Origin of the sequence: Bacillus sp. AFS029533 (genome assembly GCF_002585125.1) — a bacterium.
Lineage (GTDB): Bacteria > Bacillota > Bacilli > Bacillales > Bacillaceae_G > Gottfriedia > Gottfriedia luciferensis_B.
Window position 1 is genome coordinate 1 of sequence record NZ_NUQC01000039.1, and the last position, 25,158, is coordinate 25,158.

Sequence of the window (25,158 nt, forward strand, 5' to 3'; positions counted from 1 at the left end):
GGGGCTGGGGAAGACCTTGGGGATTTTATCGTCCATGGGGCTGGGGCCGTCCATGGGGTTGGGGAAGACCTTGGTAAATTAAAAAAATATTGAATAGGGTGTCTCATAGGTCATTGTACTTTTGAGACACCTTTTTATGTTTGGAAAAATACTGATCAGTGAAAATCATCTTAATTCAAAAAATATCCCACAAGGAAAATAAGTACCTTGTGGGAAGTTTTATTTCAAGATTAATTTTATGAAAAATGGAATAAGAATAGAGGCCAATATCGCACTAAGCGTCATTGCAATTGAACTAATTGCTTGTTCAATTTTTCCATATTCTGCTGCTTTTGCTGTACCTACTCCATGTGATGAGATACCATACGAAGCGCCAATCGCAACAGGGTGGTCGATTTTAAGTTTTGATAGAATAGCAGGACCAAACATTGATCCTGAAATACCAGCAATCATTACATATACAACCGTTAAAGATGGAATACCACCTATCATTGAAGTGATGCCCATAGCTAAAGGAGTTGTAACTGATTTTGCTGCTAAAGAAAGCAAGATGATTTTTTTTAATCCGAGCCATAGTGACAAGTATACACCTGAAAGTAGACCGACAATTGTACCAGCCATCACACTAACTATTATCGAAAGACAATGTTTCTTTAATGTTGCTCGATGCTCGTATAATGGATAGGCAAAAGAAACAACAGCAGGACCTAAAAGTAAATTAATCCATTTTCCTCCAAGCATATACGAGTCATACGTAATGTGAAGATTTACAAGAATTATGATAATAACTGAAGTAGAGGTAACAATCGGGATCAATAGCGAGTATGTGAATTTAGCGTACATTTTTTTAGCAAGAATATAACACAAAATGGTTAAGAGGATAAATAGTAAACTTTTAAAGTCCTTCATTCGTATCACTCCCAATTAATAAATCTTTTGTTTGTTTTTTATGGGCTCTTGAAGTAAGATACGAACTAATGCTTGCAGTAATAGTAAATACAACTGCTGTACTAACTAATACTATTATAATCGAAATTAAACCGTGAAAATTTAAAATTGAAGAATAATTCATTATTCCAACAGTAGCTGGAATAAACAAAAGCGTTAAATGCTTACTTAAAAAATTACTACCATATCGAATCCATTTTTCGTTAAAGAATGGTATGAATAGTAAACAAAATAATAACAACATACCAATAATACTTCCAGGTATGATTAGATGTAAATGCTGCTGAATGATATTTCCAATAAAAAATAATAAGTAAAGAAAGCTTATTTGAACAATTAATTTTACAAAATTCATTTTCAACATCCTTTGATTCTTACTAACTAATAAACTATTAATCTTATTATTGTACAATAAAATATGGCGAAAATGTGAACTTTTTTAGAGATTATAAAAATGCATCTTTTTATAAAAAAGATTATAATAGATTTATCATATAAATAGAGGAAGTAATAGAATATGAAATCATTTGTAGCGTTCGATTTTGAAACGGCAAATTACAATCGACATAGCATTTGTGCTGCCGGTTTTGTATTTGTTGAAGAAGGAGTAATTGTTGACCAAGTTTACTCACTAATTAATCCTGAAGAAGAATTTTATTCGATGAATATTTCTGTGCACGGAATTAGGCCAAGAGATGTACAAGATGCACCTCTATTCCCAGAATTTTATGAAACGATTAAAGATAAAATTGAGGGGAAAACATTAGTTGCACATAATCTACCATTTGATGGATATGCACTAAAAGATAATTTATCAAGATATGGTGTACCTTCAGTTTCAAATAATTTACTATGTTCATTGCAACTTGCTAAGAAGGTATTACCAAAACAATCTCGTTATTCATTAGATACTTTATCAAGGCAATTCAGTATTTTATTAGATCATCATCACCATGCATTAGCGGATGCAGAGGCTTGCGCGAAAATATTTCTGCATTTAACGAAGGAATATGAAATCTCATCATTTGAAGAGTTATATGAGAAAACTTCAATTTACCATGGGCAAATTCATCAGTTTGATTATCGTTCATCTTTAGTAAAACCGAAGAAAAGCAATAAAAGGACTAGGGTAAAGGCAGATTAGGATTAATTCCTTTTCTGTCTTTTTTAGTGCAATTTCTAATTGAAATCAGCTGAGTTCTGTGAAAGATAATTTGGAGGAGCCGTGTGCGTTAATAGCGCAAGCACGTTTTGGGATGGAGTTCAATTTACCCGTAAAGTAAAAAGACTCCTTTCTACTCGACTAGTTGAAATACCAATAATTTTTATTATAAGTGGCATAATAAGATTATACTTAGAGGTGGTACAATTGGAATAACAACAAACAATTAAGACACTCAACAAATTCTTGCAGGGTCAATATATGGGCATTCATGCATATGAACACTTTATAAAAAAGTTGCAATAATCCCCATTAAAAGACTCGTTTATTTCAATTCAGAAAGATCAAAAAAATCATGCAAACATTATTTCAGAGAGAATTCAGAATCTTGGTGGAACACCTGTAACGAGTAAAGGATTGGTTGGAAAAGTTGAAGGTGTGATCGGAAATTTAATTAATAATTACAATACAGATGAGGACATTATTAAACATGCGATTAAAGGTGAAAATCAATACGGGATAAAAATGACCGAGGACCTGGTACGTGATAAATTAGATGAAGAAAGTCTAAAACTGGTTCATAACATTCTTAATAAGGACCGTGGACATGTAGATTACCTAAAGTCACTGTTACATTCTTAGAAACAATCTCAATATAGTTTTGAAATACGATCATTGGATAATAAAAAAAAGTTCCTTCTCAAAAAAAAGGAACTTTTTTTTATGTTAATTATAAGTCTAGTTTTTATTTTGCTTTAAAAATAGCAATGGTTATGATTAAAGTTCTGCTTGTGATTTATTTCTGAATAACCACATACAAAATCAATAAATTTAATTATTCACAAAATATTAAAAGTAAAATAGAAATTTTTTTAATTGCCTTAGAAAATACCTTCTTCTATCTTCTAAAATACATTTGACCAATTAACTACTTATTAACTTTTTAGACATACCGAAACAAAACAAGGTAAAAAATAAACACTGACTACTTAAGTAGTCAGTGTTTAACTATGTCTAAGCCATTCAAAAGTACGTTATGAATTTAAATTATAAATTATTAACTTCATTAGCGGTTCGGATAGCCGATTCGATTGCCCCTTGTATCCATCCAGGAGTAGAGGAGGCATGAGATCCTCCAAAATGTATTCTACCTTCGGGTGTGCTAATAAAAGGGCCAAGTTCTCTTTGTTGGTTTGGTTTATACATCACAAATGCTCCACCTGCAAATGAAAATTGCGTCCAACTTTGAGAATAACCTGCCAAAAATTCTTTATAAACTACATCACCAAAAATCATTGACAGATTAGCTAATGCTTTATCAATACGCTTATTATTTTTCATATGATCCCAAATTGCAGCATCATCTTCCCAGGTGTAGCTTGCTAACATAATTCCCGTTTTATAACCCATATCATGGCTAGGAAAATAGGAAAATTTGATAGGTAAATCGGTTGTTAGTTTTCCACCATACAAGCCAAACCTTTCCCAAAATTTTGTTCTGAACTGAATAGCAATTTTAGTTGAATCTGCATAATGCAATTCTCTTATAATTTTCCATTTTATATCAGATATAGACTCGTATGGGAAAATATCAACAAAGTTTAATAAAGAATAAGGGATTGTAGAGATAACATAGTCACATTCATACTGATTCTGTCTAGTCAGTATTTCATTTTCTGTGTGGATTGTTACATTGAAATCTCCTTGTATAATTTTGGTTACCCTTTCATTCAATATAATGTTGTCCCTCAATTGTGGTAAAAAAGCTCTTACGAGGTGATCAGTTCCTCCTGTAATTTCATAAAGCTTTAGATTCGGAGTTAAAAGTATTATAACTTCTCGTAATATAGCTGTAAATCCAAGTTCTGGAAAACCTTCCAAACCAACAATTGCTTTAATCATATCGATTGCACCGGTTGATAAAGAATTTCCTACGGGATTGTATTTCAAAAAATTTTCCATTGAATATTGATCATATTTGTCAATAATGATATCCCAGTTTTTATCTGGATCTTGATTTATAAAATCAATCACTGGGCCTATTGCAGATAACAGTAGCTCTACTGCCGTTTTTCCTTTTTCATGTGGGAGAACAGAATAGTTCAAGATATCTGGATTTGATTCATACGTTTTTTGATTTGTTAGTACATTATTAAGATAAATTAGATCATTGGGAGTACTATTAATAAATTCATTTACTTGTAAATGAAATTTATTTATTAGTGCAAATGTCAACTGATGAATTGAAGGGATACGCATAGCACCTAAGTCAACATAATCGTAATCAAGAAAAGGTTCTCTTCTTGTGTAAATTCGTCCACCAATTCTTCTATTTGCCTCAATAATTGTAACTTGGTGTCCAGCTTCTTTTAATAGTGAGCCACTTAATAGCCCTGATATTCCTCCACCAATAATTAATACTCGTTTTGGAGAATTCGTTTTAGTTAATCCATTTTGTATTATACTTACCATCTGATCCATCGAGATTTTTGCTTGTACCAAAGAATCCCACCTCTTCATTTGAATAAATAGATTGTCTATTAAAATTATTCATCTACGAGTTGAAGTAGAATTTTAACTATTTAATTTAAAAATTTATTACTTCTAATATAAAAATAGCCCACTGAAGTGAGCTCTTAATGAGTGCATTTGTTGTCTAATCAATTTATTTCCATCAATTAAAGTAATATTTGTGTATGCGAGGACATCTTTTGTAAACCAGCTGAAGTGATGAAGTAACCACGTTTAATACGAAAGGCGCTCATTGCTTAGGTCGTGCAGTAGGCTATAGATTGATCTTTGCTACTCAATACCCTACAGGTGATACACTACCAAGACCACAGTAAAGCCAACCGCTATTTATTAATATTGATATTAAGTGAAGATGTTTTATCTCTCCTTTAAATCTAATGTTCGCTCTTTAACCAAGCTATAATACCTACTAAAACCATTAGTGCCATACAAATCCAACCCGACATTTCAACAACATGCATTGTATCTAAGTAGTCTAATACCTTATTTTTCATCAACATTCCTCCTCTTTTAGCTAAGTTATAGAATACGTTACCGTTTTTAACAATCAATAATTTAAGGTCTGAATTCATCGGATTAACTAATGAAAACTCAACATCTCATCCTAGTCGTGTAGTAAAATTTCTTAAATACTCTCTAATTATATTGAAATTTTAATTCTATAACTGTAGAGAAAATGTGAAAACTTTATATTCCTTTATTGGTAATCCTTGACTACGGGTCTATATAAATCAACGAATGTAATTGGTAGGTTATAACTTAGTCGAAATGTATGTCGATGAGATGAGTGGAACTAACATGATCATGCAATTTCACCCTTAGTACCAGGGTTATTGATGTAATTGATTCACTGAGGGATAAAGAGGTTTTTATCTACTATCAGAATGTGGGTCTTAATACTTAAGGTACAATAGAATGATGTTACAGATGTTACTCAACTTTTTTTGAAAATGAATCTTTAGACAGAAGTAATAAGATTAAATTTGGGCTGCGTGTCAAAGCAGCAGAGGGTAAATTACACTTATCAAATAGATTATACGGTTATTCATTTTCTACTGAAACTAAGGAAATAACTATAGTTCAATCTGAATCAATGTGGTAAAGAGAGTATTCGATTTATACGTAAATCATGGATAGCTAATACATTAAATAATGAATTGATACCTAATATAAGTGGGAAACGCTGGTGGCTAATGGTATTATAGATATGTTGTGTCAAATTAAATATACTGGTAACGCTTTTCTACTAATGTCTAGTAAGGGAGACGTAACCAAAGAACAAGGTTCAAGGAAAATTAAGGATATTAGAATCTTTTGTTAAACCGTTTTGTGAAAGTGAGTTACATAAAATACATAACAATAGGAAAAACGATTTAATTAAAATGATTGGTTACTCTATTAGTCTACTAGAGGACAAGTTAAATCGTATAGATGTAAATAAAAAGGCTTTACGAACTCGTATAACGGAGATAAAGACGAATGTGAATTCTTCCAACAGCTTATAGAATAGTCAGAACAGGTTAAGAAGGCTTCTCAAGGAAAATTGAACAACTTGAAGCTGAACGCAGTAAACTTGAAAATGATTTACATTCATATGATGTTGCTTTTTTTACGTTCATCGTTAGTAAAACCGAAACCTAAACGTAAATTGGAGAAAAAAATATGAAATTAATTTCTTGGAATGTAAACGGAATTAGAGCATGTGTGCAAAAAGGATTTTTAGATTATTTTCATGAACAAAAAGCGGATCTATTTTGTATACAAGAAACGAAGTGCCAAGAAGATCAAATAACGTTGGAATTAGACGGTTATTATCAATATTGGCATTCTGCAGTAAGAAAGGGCTATTCAGGTACTGCAATTTTTACGAAACATAAACCATTAAATGTAAGCTTTGGATTTAACGGTAAAGAAGAGGATCAAGAAGGAAGAGTATTAACATTAGAATTTGAGAAATTTTATATGGTAAATGTTTATACGCCCAATTCTCAGCGAGATTTAGCTAGATTACCAATAAGATTAAAATGGGAAGATGATTTTAAAAACTATTTAAATAAGCTCGATGAACATAAACCAGTCATCTTATGTGGGGACTTAAATGTCGCACATAATGAGATCGATTTAGCAAATCCAAAATCAAATCGTACGAATTCTGGCTTTACGGAAGAAGAACGTGGTAAAATGACAGCATTATTAGAAAGTGGCTTTACTGACAGCTTCCGATTTTTAAATCCAACTAAAGAAGGTTCATATAGTTGGTGGTCTTATATGGCAAAAGTCCGTGAACGAAATATTGGATGGCGTATTGATTATTTTATTATTTCAAATAGACTTCAAAACGAACTAATAAATTCAGAAATACACTCTCACATAATGGGAAGTGATCATTGTCCCGTTGTTTTAACATTAGAAGACTCGATTATTTAAAAATAGACACAAAGATTTGAATTTCAGACTGATTGCAAGCGTTTGGCGGGCAGTCCGAAAGCTCTAAGGTTTTAGAGCTTTCTTTTTTTATATAGGCATTTAGTAAGTCAACTTGAAGTAATTGTGCGTAAACTAAAGTTAGGACAAATTATATAATTGTTTTGTAAACCTACCTAAAAGTAGAAAAGGATGTGGATTCCTATGAGTATGAAATGGTTAGAATGGGCACAGAGGATCCAAGCAATTTCTCAAGCAGGATTGACCTTTACGAAAGATGTTTTTGATAAAGAAAGATATGAAGAACTAAGACACATAAGTGCTGATATTTTAAATCATTATTCAGAATTACAAATTGAAGAAATCGAGGGATTGTTTCGTAATGAACGGGGGTATCCCACACCAAAGCTTGATGTTAGAGGTGTTGTTTTTAAAAATGGAAAGATATTATTAGTAAAAGAAAAGCTAGAAAATAAATGGTCTTTACCGGGTGGTTTTTGTGACGTTGGATTGTCAGCTTCAGAAAATGTAATAAAAGAAGTTTTTGAAGAATCAGGCTACAAAGTTGAAGTGAAGAAACTACTTGCAGTTTTAGACATGACAAAGCACGACCATCCACCTCATTCATATCACTACTACAAATTATTTATACAATGTGAAATTGTTGGTGGTAATCCATCAATTGGAACAGAAACAAGTGATATTGATTTCTTTGATAAAGAACATTTACCAGAACTTTCTCTTAATCGAAATACTACTTCTCAATTGGAATTAATGTTTGAATATTATCAAAATCCTAATAAAGAAGTTTGTTTTGATTAAAGTTCATTTTAAAAATAGATATAATGTTAAATAAAACATTTTAGAGTTGCTATCGCAGCTCGATTTTGTTTTAAAGGGGCATTGAAAGGAGAAATGATTTGAAAACAAATTTAATGAACTATGTCACATTCGAAAATGAATTAAAAAAAGAACGCATTTCTACGTGTCTAATTTATCAAAATGGAGAAATTAAATATAATTTTTATAAAAATTTAAAAAGCGAAACAAAAGTATTCAAAATTAATTCAGTTACGAAAAGTGTTTTATCGATGTTAATAGGGATTGTAATTGATAAAGGATTTATAGAAAGTGTTAATGTACCAATTTCTAAATTTTTTCCAAATATTGAAACGAAAAAACGAGACATTACGATCGAACATTTGCTCACAATGACACCTGGATATGATTGGCAAGAGTGGGGAGAATGGGGTGGGCGGCCATTCCCGATGATTAATAGTAAAGACTGGATCGAATATGTACTAGAAAAAGAAATGGTTAATAAGCCAGGTGAAAAAATGATTTATGATTCGGGAGCATCTCAAGTATTAAGTGCAATTATTCAGATGGTAACGAATGAAAAACTATCTACTTTTGCAAAACGAATGTTATTTGATCCGTTAGGCATAAATGAGTTTATTTGGCATGAAGATTCAAAAGGAATTAATATCGGTGGATTTGGTTTAAGTTTAACAACAGAGGATCTACTAAAGCTTGGGATTTTAATGATGCAAAAAGGAAAATGGAATCATAAACAAATTATTTCAAGTGAGTGGATTGAAAAATCAACAAAAGCGAAGTATCATACATATCCACATGTTGGCTCATATGCCTATCATTGGTGGGTGCTTGAAAATAATCTATTAAAGGATCTTGATTCATCGATTTATTTTGCCATGGGTTATGGAGGTCAATTCATCATTATTTCACCAAAAAATCAATTCGTAGCTATTTTTACAAGTGCAAAATATATCAATACTTTTACCCCATTAAAAATCATTCAAAAATATTATCCTTTTATATTAACAAATGAATAGAGCCAAAAAAGAGAGGAAAGGTGGATACTTAGTCTAAGAATTCATTATCCAAAATGACGGCTACTTTTTCATTTAATCCTTTTAAAATACCCTTTAAACAGTAATTTCTATTTGCTTCTAAATTTTGTATGATTTTTTTATTTGAGAATAGGAATTTACTTGAAAAATGTCGAATTAAGTAATAAGTAAATATAAATAACAACTTGATAATAGCTCCAAGAAGGGATGAAGATTGATGTTTTTGGTGACAGAAGACTTCAAAACGTTTATTAGGAAATATCCAATCACAACAATTATGGTTGGTTTATGTACTATATTAGCGATCATTACGACATTTTTAGGTGGGTATACGATTGAAAATATCATCATTTTAGGTGGTTATGAGCACGAATTAGTAAAACAAGGTGAAATATGGAGACTTTTTACTTATGCATTTATGCATGGAAGCTACGCTCATTTTTTTATGAATATGACCTTTATGATTATTTTAGGTAGACCATTAGAAAGAGCATTAGGTTCAGTTAAATTTTTATTATTTTATTTAGTATCGGTTATCCTTACAGGACTTATTATTAATTTTAACTATACGCCTAATACAGTCGAGACAGGGGCATCCGGTGTAGGCTATGCTTTTTTAGGAATGTATTTATTTATTACCTTATTTAGAAAAAAGATGCTTTTTTCAGATGATCGGAAGTTTGTCATAACATTTTTAGGGATTGGTTTACTATCTTCATTAATTATCCCGTCGACAAGTTTAACTGGTCACTTGGCAGGTATGATTATTGGTTTTATAATCACTCCTTTATTATTAAAAAAAGGTGCAAGATTTCAAAACTCTGTTAATGTTTAAAATACATAGATGAAAAAACAATTATGTTTTTACTTTAAACGAAACCTAGTTCGGAATGGACTAGGTTTCTTTTGTTGAGTTTTTATTTTGTTAGAGTGCTCATTCTTAATTTAAAAATCATATTGATCTATAATCCTGTCTGCAGATTGACGGTTTCTACATAATTTGTAGAGATCATTAAAAAACCGTTCAACTTCATTAGGAGTACTCGGAATGGGTATTTCTACTTCAAGTGAACCAAATGCTTGTTTGAAATAAGCTTTTCGTTCAGCGTTTTTACCATCTCGTTTCAATGGATTATATTTCCAAATTAAAGAAAATTGTCCATCTTGCTCACGAATTTCTCTTATTTCTGCTGCAGTTGTAGATTTATTTTCAACATAGATGACTAAATAAAAATTTTCATTTCGATGCCAGTCGATTAAAAGTAAATAATAGCTTTCTTCTTCGACCTTTCTTAAATGAAAGGCTGAAACAATTGGTTTACCGTTTGTCCATTGTTGAAAATTTTGTAATGTATTGAAAGTTGTTGGTATTTCTTCAATATTAAATAAAGAATTATTCGAAACCATCCAATTTTTAATTTGATTTGAAATATTGATTGCAAATTCTTTTTTCATCTACTACCTCAACTGTTAATTAAGTCCTTTTCATTATCATAACATCAAAATCAGCTTAATAAAATTCTTCTTGTAATAATCTACCATCTATAAGTTAAAGTCCAAATACTCATATTATTAATGATGATTTAACTAAGGAGGATTTTATAATGGCAAGAGGTAAAAGCTTTAATCATAAGAAAAAAGGTCATGAACCTACACATCCAAAAGGATCACTAGTTGCACCAGAAGACCGTAAACATGAAGATCGAGAAGAAGATTATATTGTGACAGAAGAAGCATTTAAAAATCGTATTCAATAAAAATTGATAAAGAAATGGGACTCGGATTTTATAAATCTGAGTCCATTTTTATTTTAATTACCTCATTTTAACTTTCGTTTAAGTTTAATAAATTGATTAGCTGATTTTTATTCACTACTTGAAACAACAATGGTATTGGTGGCCCACTTGTTCTATTTAAAACAAGCTGATAGATCATTTTGAAAAAAGTTTTTTGATTTGCTTTCATGATTTTTTTATCGTCATGATAACAAATCGAATATAATTCTTTCATTAATTCAGTTTGATCTTGGGGCTCGTTATTTAATAGATAGTCACATAAATTTTTTAACCAAAATTGCTGTTCTTCAGATAAAGAGTTATAAAATTCAATAGCTTGCTTTTCATTTATCATTATATTTTTATGTGGATTGTATTTTTTAATCCAATATTCAGCCTTATGACTAATTTTCTCTATTTCAATTGATGAGTAAGTTTCTTCATTATTAGCCATTATGTTTTTTAATAGATCTACATTGTAATTAACGAGAGGTAGGATACTAGCAATATGATTAAACTTTGGATATTTTTTATCAATTTTCCCGATATGTGCAAATTCGACCGATTGGCAAATATCTAAATCGTGTAAAGAGTGATCAATATAATTTGATTGATAGCGTTCAAATTCTGAATAATTTTTAATCACATCTTCATCTAGACCAATATTAAATGCTGCTATTGGTTTATATTTAGCAAACATAAAGAGAATCACTTCGGGTAAATAGACTTGCAATAACTCACCTGGAGTTATTAAATTACCAGAAGAGCTAGACATTTTTTGATTTTGTCCTTTTATTCCAATAAACTCATAAGGTGTATAATGAGGTGCATCATAGTCAAATATGGCTTTGGCAATTTCTTTTGAAACATTGTAACTACCGGTTTCAGATGAATGATCTCTTCCACCAGGTTCAAATACAACGTCTTCTTTCATCCACCTCATAGCCCAATCAATTTTCCAGTTTAATTTAATATTGTTTGCAACTTCTACAGATAATTGATTCGAAAATCCACAACGACATGTATACTCAAGAACTTTGCTCTCATCATTATATTTTGTAATTGAAGAATCATCTTTTTCGCAATTTTCACAGTACAGCGTAATTGGGTAAAAATTATTTCGTTCTTGTTCATTTGGTACACTTGTTTTGAACTTCATTAAAATATCATAAATTTCTTTTCTTTTTTCAATAGCATGTATAATGTCAACATTGTATCTACCGGATTTGTATTCTTTACTTTGATAGATAAACTCAACCTCAATTCCTAGTTCAGATAAGGAATTTTCAAATTCCTTTTCAAAGTGTTCAGCGAATGTTGAGTGAGAGCCAGATGGGTCAGGGATATTTGAATAAGCTTTCCCTATAAAATCATGATATGTTGGATCAAGATTATTAGGGACCTTCCTAAATCGATCAAAATCATCCCAAGAAAAGATAAATCTTGTTTTCTTACCTAAATTATTTAAAGCTTTCACAACAAAATAAGTTGTAATGATCTCACGAAAATTTCCGATATGAACCGACCCTGATGGGCTTATGCCAGATGCACAAACATAAGTTTCTTTATTTGGATATTTTTCTATTAATTCATTTGCGATTTTATATGCCCAATGCATGTTTTCACCTCAAAAATTATTTGTATTTAACCTTCTAATTGAAAATAAAAAAACTCCCACCCCCAAGATTTATCATCTTGAGGACGAGAGTTTGTTAACTTCGTGGTACCACCCCAGTTTATTGATATGTTACCATACCAACCTTATTTAGGTACGGCACGAATGCTTATACCCTATCTCTATAACGGGAGAACCCGGCGTACCATCCCTAAAGTGAACTTTAGTTCCATACGAAGCTCCAAGTCTTTTTTCATAAAGTTTATTATTACTCCTTTTTCAGCAACCAGGAGCTCTCTGTAAATAATTTTATCTTTACTACTTTTCTCTTCATAGCTTTTAAATGTCGAAATATTAATTGTTATTATATTAATCAAAACAATATTAATTGTCAATTAAATTTAAAGTTGAATAAACTAATTTAATTACTGTTTGAATGGAGGTGCCAAATTGAGGGATTTAGTTGATGATTTACCTCTAATCGGTGCGTATTTTTTATTATTAGGTACATCAACGGCTGCTGTTGGTGTATCAAGTAAAAAAATCGTAAGTGAAAACTTTGGAAGAAGTTTATTCGCTAAAGGGAATGCAATTGAAGCATTTGGCAACTCCATACAAGCAATTGGAAGAGAAAAATTATATAAGAGAGTAAAAAATGAAAATGATAATGAAAAAGAAAAAGAATTTGAACTAACAATGATGATTGGTGCTTGGATTCAAGCAATCGGAAACGGTACAAATACATTTGCAACAAATTTAGAAATTGAAGGTTTGGAAAGGGAAGGTCACAAATTAAATGCACTTGGAAGCGTCATTCAATCAATAGGTGCTCAAATAGAAACAACTGGAGCACTGATCGAGGGGACGCAACTAGATAAAATTGAGGCTTATGGAAATCAATTAATCGGTTTAGGTGCTTTAATTGATGGTATTGGTAATGCTGCATTACTACGTGATAAAATTATTTTAGGAGATGATTTATTACTTGTCGGTAGTTGGGTTCAAGTGTTTGGAGCCATTTTAATAATTTATGCACTTCGCAATAAAAGAAGCGAATATGAAAAAGAACAGTTAGACTATCGATATGGTTATTATCCAAATAAACAGTTCGAATGGTAAAATAATAATTTTTTGTGAAGAATACGAAAAAAAGAAGGTATCTATTCGTTAATAGCAAATATTATTATTAAAATTATATTAAAACATTTTATTTTTCTGTAAAAGCATTTTGTGAGAAAATAGAATTTATCGGTTTAAATAGAATAAACCAATTTTTTGAAACAGAGGTATGATTAGATGAATTTAAAAATAATTACGGATAGTGCGGCTGATTTACCAAAGGAGATCATTGAACAATATAATATTGATGTCATTCCACTACGAGTTTATTCAGAAGATGAAAAAGAATATTTTGATGGTTTAACTTTGGATTCAAAGACTTTATTCAATGAAATGCGTAATGGAAAGGTATTTAAAACGTCTCTTCCGTCATATGAGTATATTTATAATACCTTCGCTAAATATGCAAAAGAAAATACACCATGTATTTATATTGCGTTTTCTTCTGAACTTTCAGGTACATATCAATCAGCAGTAATGGTAAAAAATGAGTTTGACGAGGAACTTCCTGATTTTAATTTAGAGATATTTGATACAAAAAGTGCATCAATCGGACAAGGGCTAATTGCTGTTAATGCTGCAAAGCTTGCAATGAACGGAGCTACAAAAGAAGAGGTTATTAATAATATAAAACATAGCATCGGTCATATTGAACATATCTTTACAGTTGATGACCTACAATATTTGGTACGTGGAGGTCGCTTAAGTAAAGTGGCTGGTTTTGTAGGTAATTTATTAAATATTAAACCGATCTTACATGTTGAAGATGGAAAGTTAATTCCACTTGAAAAAATTAGAGGTTCAAAAAAATTGATAAAAAGAATTCTCGAAATTATGGAATCCCGAGGGACAAATTTATCAACTCAATTAATTGGTATTTCTCACGGTGACGATTTAGACAAAGCAATTGAAATTAAAAATGCGATGGCAGAGTCATTTGGATGTAAGGAGTTTGTCATTAATTCAATCGGTTCTGCTATAGGTGCTCATGCAGGACCTGGTACTTTAGCAATATTTTTTATGAACGAAAATAAAAAATAATATGATAAAAAGAGCTAATTATGCAAAATTAATTAGCTTTTTTATTTTAATTTTCTGATAATGTCACCTGGATATTAATTCATACATAATTTCTTCAAAAAAAGTAAATAGTATTTATGTAATCTTCAACTACTATTATTATGAGGTGAAAAACGATGTCAATTTTAGATAACTGGGATCAATGGAAAGATTTTTTAGGTGATCGATTAGAAGCAACAGGTGAAAAAGGTGTAGGTGAAGGTGCTATTAATGAAATGGCATATCGCTTAGGAAATTACTTAGCAAATGAAGTAGAACCAAAAAATGCAGAAGAACAAATTTTAAAAGACCTCTGGAATGTTGCAGATGAACAAGAGCAACATACAATTGCTGCTCTAATGATGAAGTATGTTAAAAATAAATAATTAAAATAATGTGATTAAAAAATAGCCCAGTGAATAGAATCATAAGGGCTATTTTTTATTTGTAAGCAACAATGTATGTTAACAAAGAATCAACAAAAATAATTAAAAATTAAACTTGAAATGGACATTTGATTAATTTATACTGTACTTATTGTGAGTACTGTTTTCGGATTAAGGACAATTACTATTTACATTTTAATTGTTTTTTTGTATGATAGACTTTCTGTTCAAATTTCGCTTTTATCATAAAATGTTTTTTTGCACTTATAAATAGAATAGAAAATTTGAACGAATTTCAATACAGCTTTACAAAAAAAGAGAAGAAATGGGGATAATATATGAATAATCAGCAAAACTCGGCTGACACGCCGTTTAGCGTAAAAACGATTATTGGTCCAATGATGGCTGTAATCGTAGGGATGATCATGGTTATTTTAGATAGTACGGTAGTAAATGTAGCATTACCTGGAATTACCGAATATTTTAAATCTGATTTAACAAAAATGCAGTGGACGATTACTGGATATACATTGGCATTATCAGCTGTTATACCACTTGCAGGCTGGATGTCTGATCGTTTTGGAGCTAAGAAAATTTTCTTATTTACGATTTTGTTTTTTACAATCGGTTCAGTTCTTTGTTCTGTAGCACAAACACCTGAACAGTTAATTTTATTTCGAGTAATACAAGGAATCGGTGGAGGAATGGTTGCTCCAATCGGTATGGCAATTATCTTTAGATTAGCTCCTCCAGAAAAGATCGGTTCAATTATGGGGATGCTTGGAATACCGATGTTACTTGCACCTGCTTTAGGTCCGGTTATCTCAGGATGGTTCGTAGAGTATTCTACTTGGCATTGGATTTTCCTAATTAATTTACCAATCGGTATTATCGCTTTAATAATTGGAGCTAAATTCTTACCTAATTTTGAATCTAAATCAGTACCTGCTTTAGACGGATTAGGAATCATCATTGCTCCAATCGCTTTTTCAATGTTAGCATACGGAGTTAGTCAAAGTTCAACAAGTTGGACATCAAAAGGAACATTAACAGGTTTAATTGTTGGTGGAGTTGCTTTATTACTATTTATCTTTGTTGAGCTTCGCCTAAAACAACCTTTACTTGAATTACGTGTATTTAAATCGTCTGATTTTGTTAGAAGTATTTTAATTACGTGGATTATGCAAATTGCTTTATTCGGTTCTTTCTTAATTGTTCCATTATTTTTACAAACAGTTAAACAATATGGGGCATTTGAAACGGGCTTAATTATGTTACCTCAAGCTTTAGCATCTGCTTTAATGATGCCAATTGGTGGTAAAATGTATGATAAAGTTGGTGCTAGACCGATGGCGTTAGTTGGTTTAACAATTATCACATCTGCACTATTCATTTTCTCTAAAATTTCAGTGGACTCATCAAATACATTTATTATGTTAACACTTGCTATGATGGGTGCTGGAATGGGATTATCAATGATGCCAATTAATACACACGTATTACAATCTGCACCAAGACATTTAGTAAGTCGTGTAACGCCTTTAACTGCAGCAGCTCAGCAAGTAATGGTATCATTTGCAGTAGCAGGTATGGCTGGATTTTTAACTTCTAGTACAAAGGATTATATGACAAAAACAACGAATCCACTAAATGCAATGATTTCAGCATTTGGTGATACATTCTTACTAGCAGCAGGTATCGCATTAGTAGGAGCGTTATTAGCAATTATTTTACGTAAACCAAAAGTGCAAGATACAGATGCGGCAAAAGCAGATCTTGACGAGTCAAAATCTTCAATGATGGTAGGACATTAATATATATAAAAGAAGCCAATATTAAAAAATTGGCTTCTTTTTTTGTCATTTTTGATTATAATTTAAATAGTATCGAAAGAATTTTTATAATTTCTACAATTTTAAGAGAACTGTTATAAAACTAATTGAATTGTAATAAAAATGTCCTTATTATGTAAGGTTAGTTATGTATAATTAAAGCTCGAATATCGATTTACTTTACAATGGAGCTGATTTAATGATTAAAAGTATTTGCAAAACAACTTTAGCACTATCAATTTTAACTGGAGGTTTATTCTATGGAAATAGTACTCCGAGTTCAATTAAGACCGTGGAAGCTGCTACGATAAGCGGTACAGTAACTGCATCAGTTTTAAATGTAAGAAGCGGTCCTAGTACTAGTTATAAAGTAATTAGCACACTTAAAAAGGGTGCGAAAGTTACGATAACAAGCACAAGTGGATCTTGGTATAAAATAACAAGTGGAACAAAAACTGGATGGGTTTCAAGTAAATATATTAAAAAAGCCCCAACGACAGTTTCTGCCACAACCGTAAATAAAATGAAAACTTTAGGTACTTCAAAGCAATTAATCATTGTGTCAGCTGCAAATGAAAGTACAAGAAATGCATTAATTGAAACATTTGAAAAAAGCGGTACTAGTTGGAAAAAATTACATACATATTCAGGTGTAATCGGGAAAAACGGCATGATTAGTAGTAAGCATGAGGGTGATTATGAAACACCTGAAGGGAAATATACAATTACAACAGCATTCGGTAGATATTCAAATCCAGGTACAAAAATGACATACCGTAAAATTACTTCAAATGATGTATATGTAGATGATTCAAATAGTAAATTATATAATACTTGGCAATTGGCATCAGAAAATAACGGTAGATGGAAAACGGCCGAAAAGATGAATATTTCTCAATATGATTATGGTTTTGTTATTAACTACAATACTGCGAGAACCCCAGGAAAAGGTAGTGCAATCTTTTTTCACGTAGCTGGTACTTCAGGGTATACGGCAGGCTGTACAGCTACATCTAAAACAAATGTAGTATCCATTTTAAAATGGTTAGATCCGGCAAAAAAACCACTAATTATTCAAACACCATTGAATAAATTAACGCAATATTAATATGATCCTGAAACTGGTCAATGATTTGATCAGTTTTTTTACGTTTCAAACTTTACTCGCAGGAGTCATGATGATTAATTTTAAAGAGGACCGTCTTGTTTATCGTTCGAGAGAAGGAGGGTATCTGAAAGGATTTTTGAACTAAAAAAGGCTGTCTAAATAGACAACCTTTAGGAACTTTTATTACTACTGTTTTATAAGCTTTATTTTACGCTATTAACAAGTTGCCTCATTGAGTTTAATTGTGAAGATAGCTCATTAAACCAATCCTCATCTCCCGTTGAGAGGGCCAAGTCAATTAGAAAGTGAATCTGTTCTTTGTTTGTCACTTTCGAATCAGGCATTTTCTTTACGTTTCTATTTAGCATTTGAATGGTCTTTCCAACAGTCGTTTTATTATCTGAAGTTATGACATTTACCTTTACTACTTCATCAAGAATAGTAAGTGAATCAACATAACCTATTACTAATTCTCCATGCAATGATATACCTTTAACCCAGTCACCTATTTTTAAAATAGAATCATTATTTAAATTCATTTTTTTCCACCTTCTTATTTAGAGTTACTAGTTAAAAAACTAGTGATCATTACAGCCCTTAAAACGAACTGTAATTATTTTTATTACACTTTGGATAAAAGAAGGCAGAGCCTTCTTTTTATTTAGCTGCTCACTTATCACTTTTGATATGATCGACTATGTCCCCAATAGTGTATTGCTTTAAATATCCCCCAAGATGTTTTTCTGCACCTAAGAAAATAGTAAAAAGAACATTTTGCATATTTGCCCCAACAACACACTTATCATTTGATTCAGGGCACTTAGGTTGCAGTGCCCCCTCAGAGGTGATTAGATAAATGTCCCATAGATTAACTTCTTTTAAATCTACCGCGAAAATAAATCCACCGCCCGATCCTTCCTTCGATTTTATAAATCCATGCTTTTTTAACAAACTAAGCACTTTTCGAATTCGAACTGGATGGACACAGGCACTCTCTGATATTGCATCACTAGTAGACATCCGATCCGGCTGCAGCGCAAGATACGTTAAACTATGAATGGCAAGAGTGAAGTCACTATTCATGGTCTGCCTCCTAAAATCGTTAATTTCTTTCTATTTTTCGTGTTTACATTTAGTTCGGTAATAAAATGTGTTAGCGAACTGACAGTTTAAATAATAAAATATTAATTAGCTACTTTTTGTGACTTAATGTATGAGAATGTTCGTAGTTTACGCGGAAGAAAACTACGAATTTCATCTTCATTATAACCAACCTGCAATCTCTTTTCATCTAGGATTATTGGCATGCGCAACATTTTTGGATTATTTATGATTAAATTATATAATTCATTAAGTGGCAGCGATTCAATATTTATATTTAATTCTTGAAACGTTTTTGATTTATTTGAAATAATTTCTTCAGTACCAGTTTCTGTCATGCGAAGAATCGATTTAATCTCCTCAAGTGTAAGTGATTCATTCATAATATTTTTCACACTATATTCAATATCATGTTCATCTAGCCAAGCTTTTGCTTTACGACAGGATGTACAACTTGGTGTTACATATAGATTCACCATTCTATTACACACTCCTTATAAAATGTAATAAAAAAAATTACAGTTGAAATAAAAAAATAGTTAAAAATGTACTATCGAATAAAACAAATTAGGTTTTTTCTTACTCAATTGATATGAGTATACTGTAATTTTATTGTTTACAGTTAAATATGTCAACTATATTTTGAGTTTAAATGATGGAGTGTGTTTTATACTTGTTTGAATTACAAAAATAAACTTTATTATATATAGATGTTTTATTACTATAAAAAAGATTTCTACAACGAATTATAGGAATTACGATAGATAGAATTAAAAAAGTAAAGTGTAAAAAGTTAGTTTATTTTGAAATTTCTAAGTATAATAGAAAGTACAATTAAAATAGAATGAGAATTTTTAGAGGTGGAATATGAGCAAACTAGAATTTTTTGAAATAGAGACTAGTCGATTAAAGCTTAGAAGGTTTAAAGATGAAGATGTTAGCAATTTTTATAAATATCGTTCAAATCCAGCTGTGGCGATTTATCAAGGCTGGGAAAATTATACATACGAACAATCGATTAATTTTATCGAAAAGCAAAAGTCAGCTGTAATGAATATTCCTAACTCATGGGTTCAAGTAGCGATTGAAAATAAAATGGATGGTCAACTAATAGGGGATATTGGAGTACACACTTTATCAAATCCTAAAAATCAAGTTGAAGTCGGTTTTACATTAGAGCCAGTGTACCAGAATAAGGGATATGCCTTTGAAGCATTACAAGGGATTCTTGATTATTTATTTAACGAATTAAATAAAGAAAAAATTAACGCAATAGCAGTAGAACAAAATTCATCTTCAATTAAATTACTAAAAAAATTAGGATTTCATGAAATGAACATAATAGAAAATTCTTTTTTTAAAGGCCAATATGTAACTGAATTTATGTTTGGACTTTCGAAAAATGATTGGAATAAAAGGTAGGAGTTGGGAAATAAGTGAATTTCTTTAAAGGAGCATTGTATTTATCATTGGCCGCAAGTATTTGGGGTATGACTTATGTTGTCAGTAAAGTAGTATTAGATAGCATTTCTCCATGGTTATTACTAGAAATGAGATTTCTTTTAGCTTTATTAACATTAGGGATAATCAGTCTTTTCCAAAAAAGCTGGAAAATTAATAAAAAAGATTTGGTTCCTCTCGCAGTTATTGCTTTAGTCGGGTATACTGGCTCAATTGGTTTTCAATTTGTTGGTACAAAGCTTTCAGGCGCAGCAATGGGCTCTTTAATTACTTCAGCTTCACCTGCATTAATATCATTATTTGCATTTTTTATTTTAAAAGAAAAAATTAATAGCCGTAAGATTGTATCGTTAATTTTAGCAACGATTGGAGTAATCGTTGTAATCGGATTACCAAAAGGTGGGTCAAATTTAGGCGCATATTTTGGAAATCTAATACTAGTAGGTGCAGCAATTACATGGGCGCTATATACAGTTCTAAGTAAAGTTCAGACTAGTAAATATTCATCATTAACCGTAACAACTTGGGCGACAGTATTTGGCGTAATTTTTACATTACCATTTACGTTTCTTGAACAAAGTAAACACATAACTCATTTACCAACAAATGGTTGGATTTGGATGGGGGTCATATTTTTAGGAACAATCTCAACAGCAGGTGCCTTTTATCTTTGGAACAAAGGATTTGAATATATTGATACTTCAACTGGATCATTATTTTTCTTTTTACAACCATTAATTGGTACGATATTTGGATATTTTTTATTAAATGAAGAAATTAGTCCTTCTTTCTTCATTGGAAGTATTCTAATTGTTGTAGCTGTGTATTTATCGATTAAAGAACCTAATCAGAAAACGAACCTTCAATATAACTCTAAAAAAGCGTGAAACATTTAAAAGTAGTTGAACTATTCGACTGCTTTTTTTATTGGCTAATTTACATAGATATACGAATTTTAAGATTAGATGGAATGAATTTTTGAATACAGACTGTTATATGTATTTAAATTGACAAATGCAGTTAGGACAAATAATATAAATCTTGTGCGATACATCGTATAAGATGTATTTTAATTAGAAGAATTATGTTGGAGTGATTAAATGGTAGAACGACCAGAATTTATTCGTGAATCAATCGATTTTTTACAGCGTTTTTTAATGAAAAGCCTTCAAAAGCATTCGGAGGAACATGGAGTTACAATTCCACAAGCAAGAGTTATTGGCGAAGTGTATGCTCATAAAACAATGAGCATTAAACAACTTTCTAAAAATCTAAAAATGACGCAAAGTACTGTATCTGATATCGTTGAGCGTCTGACTACAAAAGGCCTATTATTGAAAACACCCAATCCAAAAGATAAACGTTTCGTGGAGATTTCTTTACCTGAAAATATTGCAGAAGAAATACATGATAGCATTACTGAAATTGCAAATAAGTCCTTAAATAGTGCACTAAGTCTTCTAGACTCTGATGAACAAGAGATTGTAGAGAAAGGAATGAAATTATTAGTTACAGCTGTTAAGAAAAAGATGGAGACAGATGGAATGGATAATTATGAATTCTTTGATGTATTGTACTTTCTTGATGAGGAAAAAGAAAAAAAAGAGAAATAAATTAATGAAGGAGGGGACCGTGTGAACAAAATCATAAAGGGTCGTTGGATCATTTTTTCAATTTGGTTAATTGCAACAGTATTGTTAACAGTTCTTCAGCCTGATATAAATGCAATTCTACGGAATAAGGGGCAAGAAGGAGCGAATAGTAATTCACCTTCTGTTATGGCAGATCATATCCTCAAAAAAATGGATACTTCAAAAGGAACGAATAATCTGATTGTTTTTTATGATAAAAATAAAATTTCGAATGACGAAATGGAAAAAATCGGAGATGCTGTTAAAGGAATACGTGATAGTAGTAAAGAACTTAGAATTTCGGAAATTATTGATCCTTTTAGTATTCCAAATGCAAAAAGTTCATTAGTCTCAAAAGATGGCACCACACTAATGGTGAGCTATAAGCTAGATAAGAACGGAAGAGAAATAGATGATATTAAAAAGGAAATAGATAATAAATTAAGTAAAGTACCAGTCGAATATTATCTAAGTGGTGAAGATTTTATCAATAATGATTATTTAAAAGCTTCACAAGCGGGAGTAGAAAAAAGTGCTGCTCTAACAGTTATTTTTATTTTAGTAGTACTTATTCTTGCGTTTAGATCGATCGTTACACCATTTGTATCTTTGATTGCGGTTGCATTTTCTTACCTATGTTCAATGGGAATAGCTGCCCAATTAATCGATAAAGCTGGATTTCCAATTACTAGTCTTACTCAAATGCTGCTAGTACTTATTCTTTTTGGGGTTGGTACTGATTACAACATACTCCTTTTTAATCGTTTCAAAGAAGAACTCTCACTTGGACATTCAGTTGATGAATCAATTGTAAACACATATAAAACGGCTGGTAAAACAATTGCCTATAGTATTTTAACTGTGTTTATTGCGTTCCTTGCACTTGTATTCGCAGAATCTCCAATTTATAAATCAGGTGTAGTAGTTGTAATAGGTGTATGTATATTATTACTAGAAATTTTAACGTTAACACCATTTATTATGAAAGTATTAGGAAAAAAACTTTTCTGGCCATCTAAAAATGTTAGTGGACATAAAGAAAACAAATTTTTTGGTAATTCGTCTGCTTTTGCTATAAAGAAACCAATTATAACAATAGTAGTCATATTATTGATTTTATCTCCAATGGTCTATTTCCATAAAGAAAAGCTAAACTTCGATACAATTGGAGAATTGGGAAATAAATATCCTTCATCAAAAGGATTTAATATCGTTTCAGATCATTTTGGTAAAGGTCAAGCAATGCCTGCAACAGTCGTGATTGAAAACAACAAAGCGCTTGATAATAATCAATCACTTGCAGTAATTGATAATGTTACTGAAAGACTTAAGAACATAAAAGGTGTTAAGCAAGTATCTTCAGTAACACAACCTGAAAGCAAACAAATTAATAGTTTTTATGTTGATAGCCAAATGGGTACGGTGACTGATGGTATTTCAAAAACAAAAGATGGAGTTAACGAAATACATGACGGTTTAAGTTTAGCCCAAGATAAATTAGGATCAGCGGATTTTTCAAAGGTTAACCAAATGGTAGATGGAACAATGGAACTACAAAATGGTGTGACAGCATTAAGTGGTGGATTAAAACAAATTCAAGCAGGGATTGGCGATGGTTCTGGTAATTCTCAAACAATCTCTAGTGGAATAGCAACAATCGAAATGAATCAAAGAAAAATGAGTAGTGGCGTATCATTATTAGCAAAAAATTATGTGAAAATGCAATCAGGTTATAAAGAATTAGGAAGTCATTACCAAGAATCAGCACAAGCACTGCTTGGACTAAAAGGCGCAATTTCTCAAATGCAATCAATGGTGACAGCACTTGGTAGTAGTTATGCGAATTCAAAAGATGATGTAAATTACCAATCATTAAAGCAAACAATTGATCAAACAGTTGCTTCATTAAATCAAATTACACCAGAAGGAATCAAAGCATTAAATGATAATTATAATGCTGTAACTGCAGGTTTTGCTACCGCAAACAGTAATCTTTCTAGTATGAGTAATGGCTTAACTCAAATGGCTGATGGTTTGAAAAAACTTGAAAGTGGCTTAAGTGATGCATCATCTGGAATCGGAAAAATTGTCACAAATATGAATAAAGTATCAAATGGACTTGGTCAAATGAAATCAGGTCAGCAACAGCTAGTATCTGGCATCAATGGATTTAGTACATTCGGGGAAAAACTATCAGATGTAAATGGTGGGTTAGAAAAAATATCTGACGGATTAGGAAAGACAAATGATTTCTTAACTCAGTATAATTCGAATAAAACTTTCTTTATTCCAAAAGAAGCATTGGCTGACGAGAACTTTAAAAAATCAATCGACATGTTTATGTCAAAAGATAAAAAGATTACAAAGCTAACGATTGTTTTGGAAAACGATCCATATTCAAAAGAATCTTTAAATACGATCAATAAAATAAATTCAGCTGTTAAAAGTGGACTTAAAGGCACAGAACTTTCAAATGCTAAGTCAGGTGTTTCAGGTCCGAGTGCAACAACAAATGATATGAACAATATTTTGAGTAGTGACCTAAATAAAACAACAACTATTGTTATAATTGGGGTATTACTTGTATTATTCCTAGTGATAAAATCATTCTGGACACCAGTATTTATCACCGCATCACTTTTAGGAGCATACTACAGTGCTATGTTTATGATCAATTATATTTTCATAGATTTGCTAGGATATGAAGGAATATCTTCTTTTGTTCCGTTCTTCTCTTTCATAATTATAGTAGCTTTAGGTGTGGATTATAGTATCTTCCTAATGATGAGATTTAAGGAATATACTCATTTGTCACCGAAAGAGGCAATCGTATTAGCATCTAAGCATACTGGTGGAGTAATTATCTCAGCGGTAATCATACTTGGAGGTACATTTGCTACACTTATGCCATCTGGAATCCTTTTATTGTTTGAATTAGCAATAGCGGTAATAACAGGTCTTATAGTCCTTTGCTTTATATTATTACCGATCTTTTTACCAGCAATGATTGCATTGCCAGAAGCATTGGCTAATTTATTTTCAAGAAACAAGGAAGCTAATGTTGATACAGAAAAACATGTAATTTAATAGAATAATAGGTTATTTGAAAATGCCGACTAACTATTGAAATA

At 31.2% G+C, this 25,158-nt stretch carries 23 protein-coding genes, 1 pseudogene and 1 other annotated feature; of the genes and pseudogenes, 16 read left to right on the forward strand and 8 right to left on the reverse strand.

Annotated features, from left to right (window positions below):
• Positions 1 to 219 precede the first annotated feature (219 nt).
• Together COE53_RS19030 and COE53_RS19035 are read right to left on the reverse strand one after the other, a co-directional pair.
• Complete coding sequence (locus tag COE53_RS19030) at positions 220 to 909, reverse strand: LrgB family protein (protein ID WP_098948537.1); 690 nt, start codon at positions 907 to 909, stop codon at positions 220 to 222.
• Positions 896 to 1,303: a CidA/LrgA family protein gene (locus tag COE53_RS19035; protein ID WP_180242450.1), complete on the reverse strand. Its 408-nt coding sequence runs from the start codon at positions 1,301 to 1,303 to the stop codon at positions 896 to 898. Before COE53_RS19035 ends, COE53_RS19030 begins: the two co-directional genes overlap by 14 nt.
• Before the next feature lie 162 nt (positions 1,304 to 1,465).
• Between COE53_RS19035 and COE53_RS19040 the strand changes: the two genes are divergently transcribed.
• Both COE53_RS19040 and COE53_RS19045 read left to right on the forward strand, forming a co-directional pair.
• Entirely contained in the window at positions 1,466 to 2,092 is a 627-nt protein-coding gene (locus COE53_RS19040; RefSeq protein WP_091021142.1) for a 3'-5' exonuclease, read from the forward strand.
• A 342-nt stretch (positions 2,093 to 2,434) separates the two neighbouring features.
• Positions 2,435 to 2,752, forward strand: a pseudogene (locus tag COE53_RS19045) (ferritin-like domain-containing protein); the annotation flags it as partial.
• A gap of 405 nt (positions 2,753 to 3,157) precedes the next feature.
• Here COE53_RS19045 and COE53_RS19050 read toward each other — a convergent pair.
• Positions 3,158 to 4,591, reverse strand: coding sequence for a flavin monoamine oxidase family protein (locus COE53_RS19050; protein WP_098948564.1), 1,434 nt, complete (start codon positions 4,589 to 4,591; stop codon positions 3,158 to 3,160).
• Positions 4,592 to 6,304: 1,713 nt separating this feature from the next.
• On the opposite strand from COE53_RS19050, the gene COE53_RS19055 reads away from it, so the two are divergent.
• From COE53_RS19055 to COE53_RS19070, 4 genes are all read left to right on the forward strand, one after another.
• The gene (locus COE53_RS19055) at positions 6,305 to 7,069 is read left to right on the forward strand and encodes an exodeoxyribonuclease III (RefSeq protein WP_069032054.1); all 765 of its coding nucleotides are present in this window, start codon (positions 6,305 to 6,307) and stop codon (positions 7,067 to 7,069) included.
• A 201-nt stretch (positions 7,070 to 7,270) separates the two neighbouring features.
• Positions 7,271 to 7,888 carry an NUDIX hydrolase gene (locus COE53_RS19060; protein ID WP_069032055.1) on the forward strand — a complete coding sequence of 206 codons (618 nt, stop codon included), beginning with the start codon at positions 7,271 to 7,273 and terminating at the stop codon, positions 7,886 to 7,888.
• A 98-nt stretch (positions 7,889 to 7,986) separates the two neighbouring features.
• Positions 7,987 to 8,922, forward strand: coding sequence for a serine hydrolase domain-containing protein (locus COE53_RS19065; protein WP_098948539.1), 936 nt, complete (start codon positions 7,987 to 7,989; stop codon positions 8,920 to 8,922).
• Positions 8,923 to 9,157: 235 nt separating this feature from the next.
• Positions 9,158 to 9,775 (forward strand): rhomboid family intramembrane serine protease, encoded by a 618-nt coding sequence (locus COE53_RS19070; protein ID WP_069032056.1) that lies wholly within the window; start codon positions 9,158 to 9,160, stop codon positions 9,773 to 9,775.
• A gap of 110 nt (positions 9,776 to 9,885) precedes the next feature.
• On the opposite strand, the gene COE53_RS19075 is transcribed toward COE53_RS19070, so the two are convergent.
• Positions 9,886 to 10,395 carry a hypothetical protein gene (locus tag COE53_RS19075; RefSeq protein WP_098948540.1) on the reverse strand — a complete coding sequence of 170 codons (510 nt, stop codon included), beginning with the start codon at positions 10,393 to 10,395 and terminating at the stop codon, positions 9,886 to 9,888.
• Between the two features lie 149 nt (positions 10,396 to 10,544).
• On the opposite strand from COE53_RS19075, the gene COE53_RS24100 reads away from it, so the two are divergent.
• Positions 10,545 to 10,697 (forward strand): hypothetical protein, encoded by a 153-nt coding sequence (locus tag COE53_RS24100; protein ID WP_165347078.1) that lies wholly within the window; start codon positions 10,545 to 10,547, stop codon positions 10,695 to 10,697.
• A 67-nt stretch (positions 10,698 to 10,764) separates the two neighbouring features.
• On the opposite strand, the gene lysS is transcribed toward COE53_RS24100, so the two are convergent.
• Positions 10,765 to 12,333, reverse strand: a complete 1,569-nt coding sequence (lysS, locus tag COE53_RS19080; RefSeq protein ID WP_069032058.1) for a lysine--tRNA ligase — start codon at positions 12,331 to 12,333, stop codon at positions 10,765 to 10,767.
• Positions 12,334 to 12,409: 76 nt separating this feature from the next.
• Positions 12,410 to 12,673, reverse strand: a binding site (T-box leader).
• Between the two features lie 107 nt (positions 12,674 to 12,780).
• Here lysS and COE53_RS19085 point away from each other — a divergent pair.
• The 5 genes from COE53_RS19085 (at position 12,781) to COE53_RS19105 (ending at position 17,834) form a co-directional block, all read left to right on the forward strand.
• Complete coding sequence (locus COE53_RS19085) at positions 12,781 to 13,449, forward strand: DUF6944 family repetitive protein (RefSeq protein WP_069032059.1); 669 nt, start codon at positions 12,781 to 12,783, stop codon at positions 13,447 to 13,449.
• Positions 13,450 to 13,626: 177 nt separating this feature from the next.
• Complete coding sequence (locus COE53_RS19090) at positions 13,627 to 14,490, forward strand: DegV family protein (protein ID WP_098948541.1); 864 nt, start codon at positions 13,627 to 13,629, stop codon at positions 14,488 to 14,490.
• A 155-nt stretch (positions 14,491 to 14,645) separates the two neighbouring features.
• A complete protein-coding gene (locus tag COE53_RS19095) occupies positions 14,646 to 14,894 on the forward strand; it encodes a DUF3243 domain-containing protein (protein ID WP_025671950.1) in 249 nt (82 codons plus the stop codon).
• A gap of 338 nt (positions 14,895 to 15,232) precedes the next feature.
• Positions 15,233 to 16,708, forward strand: a complete 1,476-nt coding sequence (locus COE53_RS19100) for an MDR family MFS transporter (protein WP_069032061.1) — start codon at positions 15,233 to 15,235, stop codon at positions 16,706 to 16,708.
• 217 nt (positions 16,709 to 16,925) lie between these two features.
• Positions 16,926 to 17,834 (forward strand): SH3 domain-containing protein, encoded by a 909-nt coding sequence (locus COE53_RS19105; protein WP_084006707.1) that lies wholly within the window; start codon positions 16,926 to 16,928, stop codon positions 17,832 to 17,834.
• Between the two features lie 203 nt (positions 17,835 to 18,037).
• On the opposite strand, the gene COE53_RS19110 is transcribed toward COE53_RS19105, so the two are convergent.
• The 3 genes from COE53_RS19110 to spxA all read right to left on the reverse strand — a co-directional run bounded on the left by COE53_RS19110 (position 18,038) and on the right by spxA (position 19,414).
• Positions 18,038 to 18,373 (reverse strand): IDEAL domain-containing protein, encoded by a 336-nt coding sequence (locus COE53_RS19110; RefSeq protein ID WP_069032062.1) that lies wholly within the window; start codon positions 18,371 to 18,373, stop codon positions 18,038 to 18,040.
• 130 nt (positions 18,374 to 18,503) lie between these two features.
• On the reverse strand, positions 18,504 to 18,917 hold the full coding sequence (locus COE53_RS19115) for an RrF2 family transcriptional regulator (RefSeq protein ID WP_069032063.1): 414 nt from the start codon (positions 18,915 to 18,917) through the stop codon (positions 18,504 to 18,506).
• 101 nt (positions 18,918 to 19,018) lie between these two features.
• Positions 19,019 to 19,414 (reverse strand): transcriptional regulator SpxA, encoded by a 396-nt coding sequence (spxA, locus tag COE53_RS19120; RefSeq protein WP_069032064.1) that lies wholly within the window; start codon positions 19,412 to 19,414, stop codon positions 19,019 to 19,021.
• Between the two features lie 388 nt (positions 19,415 to 19,802).
• Here spxA and COE53_RS19125 point away from each other — a divergent pair, with 388 nt between their 5' ends.
• The 4 genes from COE53_RS19125 (at position 19,803) to COE53_RS19140 (ending at position 25,114) form a co-directional block, all read left to right on the forward strand.
• Positions 19,803 to 20,357: a GNAT family N-acetyltransferase gene (locus tag COE53_RS19125; RefSeq protein WP_069032065.1), complete on the forward strand. Its 555-nt coding sequence runs from the start codon at positions 19,803 to 19,805 to the stop codon at positions 20,355 to 20,357.
• 14 nt (positions 20,358 to 20,371) lie between these two features.
• Positions 20,372 to 21,283, forward strand: coding sequence for a DMT family transporter (locus COE53_RS19130; RefSeq protein ID WP_286143658.1), 912 nt, complete (start codon positions 20,372 to 20,374; stop codon positions 21,281 to 21,283).
• A 213-nt stretch (positions 21,284 to 21,496) separates the two neighbouring features.
• Positions 21,497 to 22,009: a MarR family winged helix-turn-helix transcriptional regulator gene (locus COE53_RS19135; protein WP_069032066.1), complete on the forward strand. Its 513-nt coding sequence runs from the start codon at positions 21,497 to 21,499 to the stop codon at positions 22,007 to 22,009.
• 21 nt (positions 22,010 to 22,030) lie between these two features.
• Positions 22,031 to 25,114 carry an MMPL family transporter gene (locus COE53_RS19140; protein WP_098948542.1) on the forward strand — a complete coding sequence of 1,028 codons (3,084 nt, stop codon included), beginning with the start codon at positions 22,031 to 22,033 and terminating at the stop codon, positions 25,112 to 25,114.
• Positions 25,115 to 25,158 lie beyond the last annotated feature (44 nt).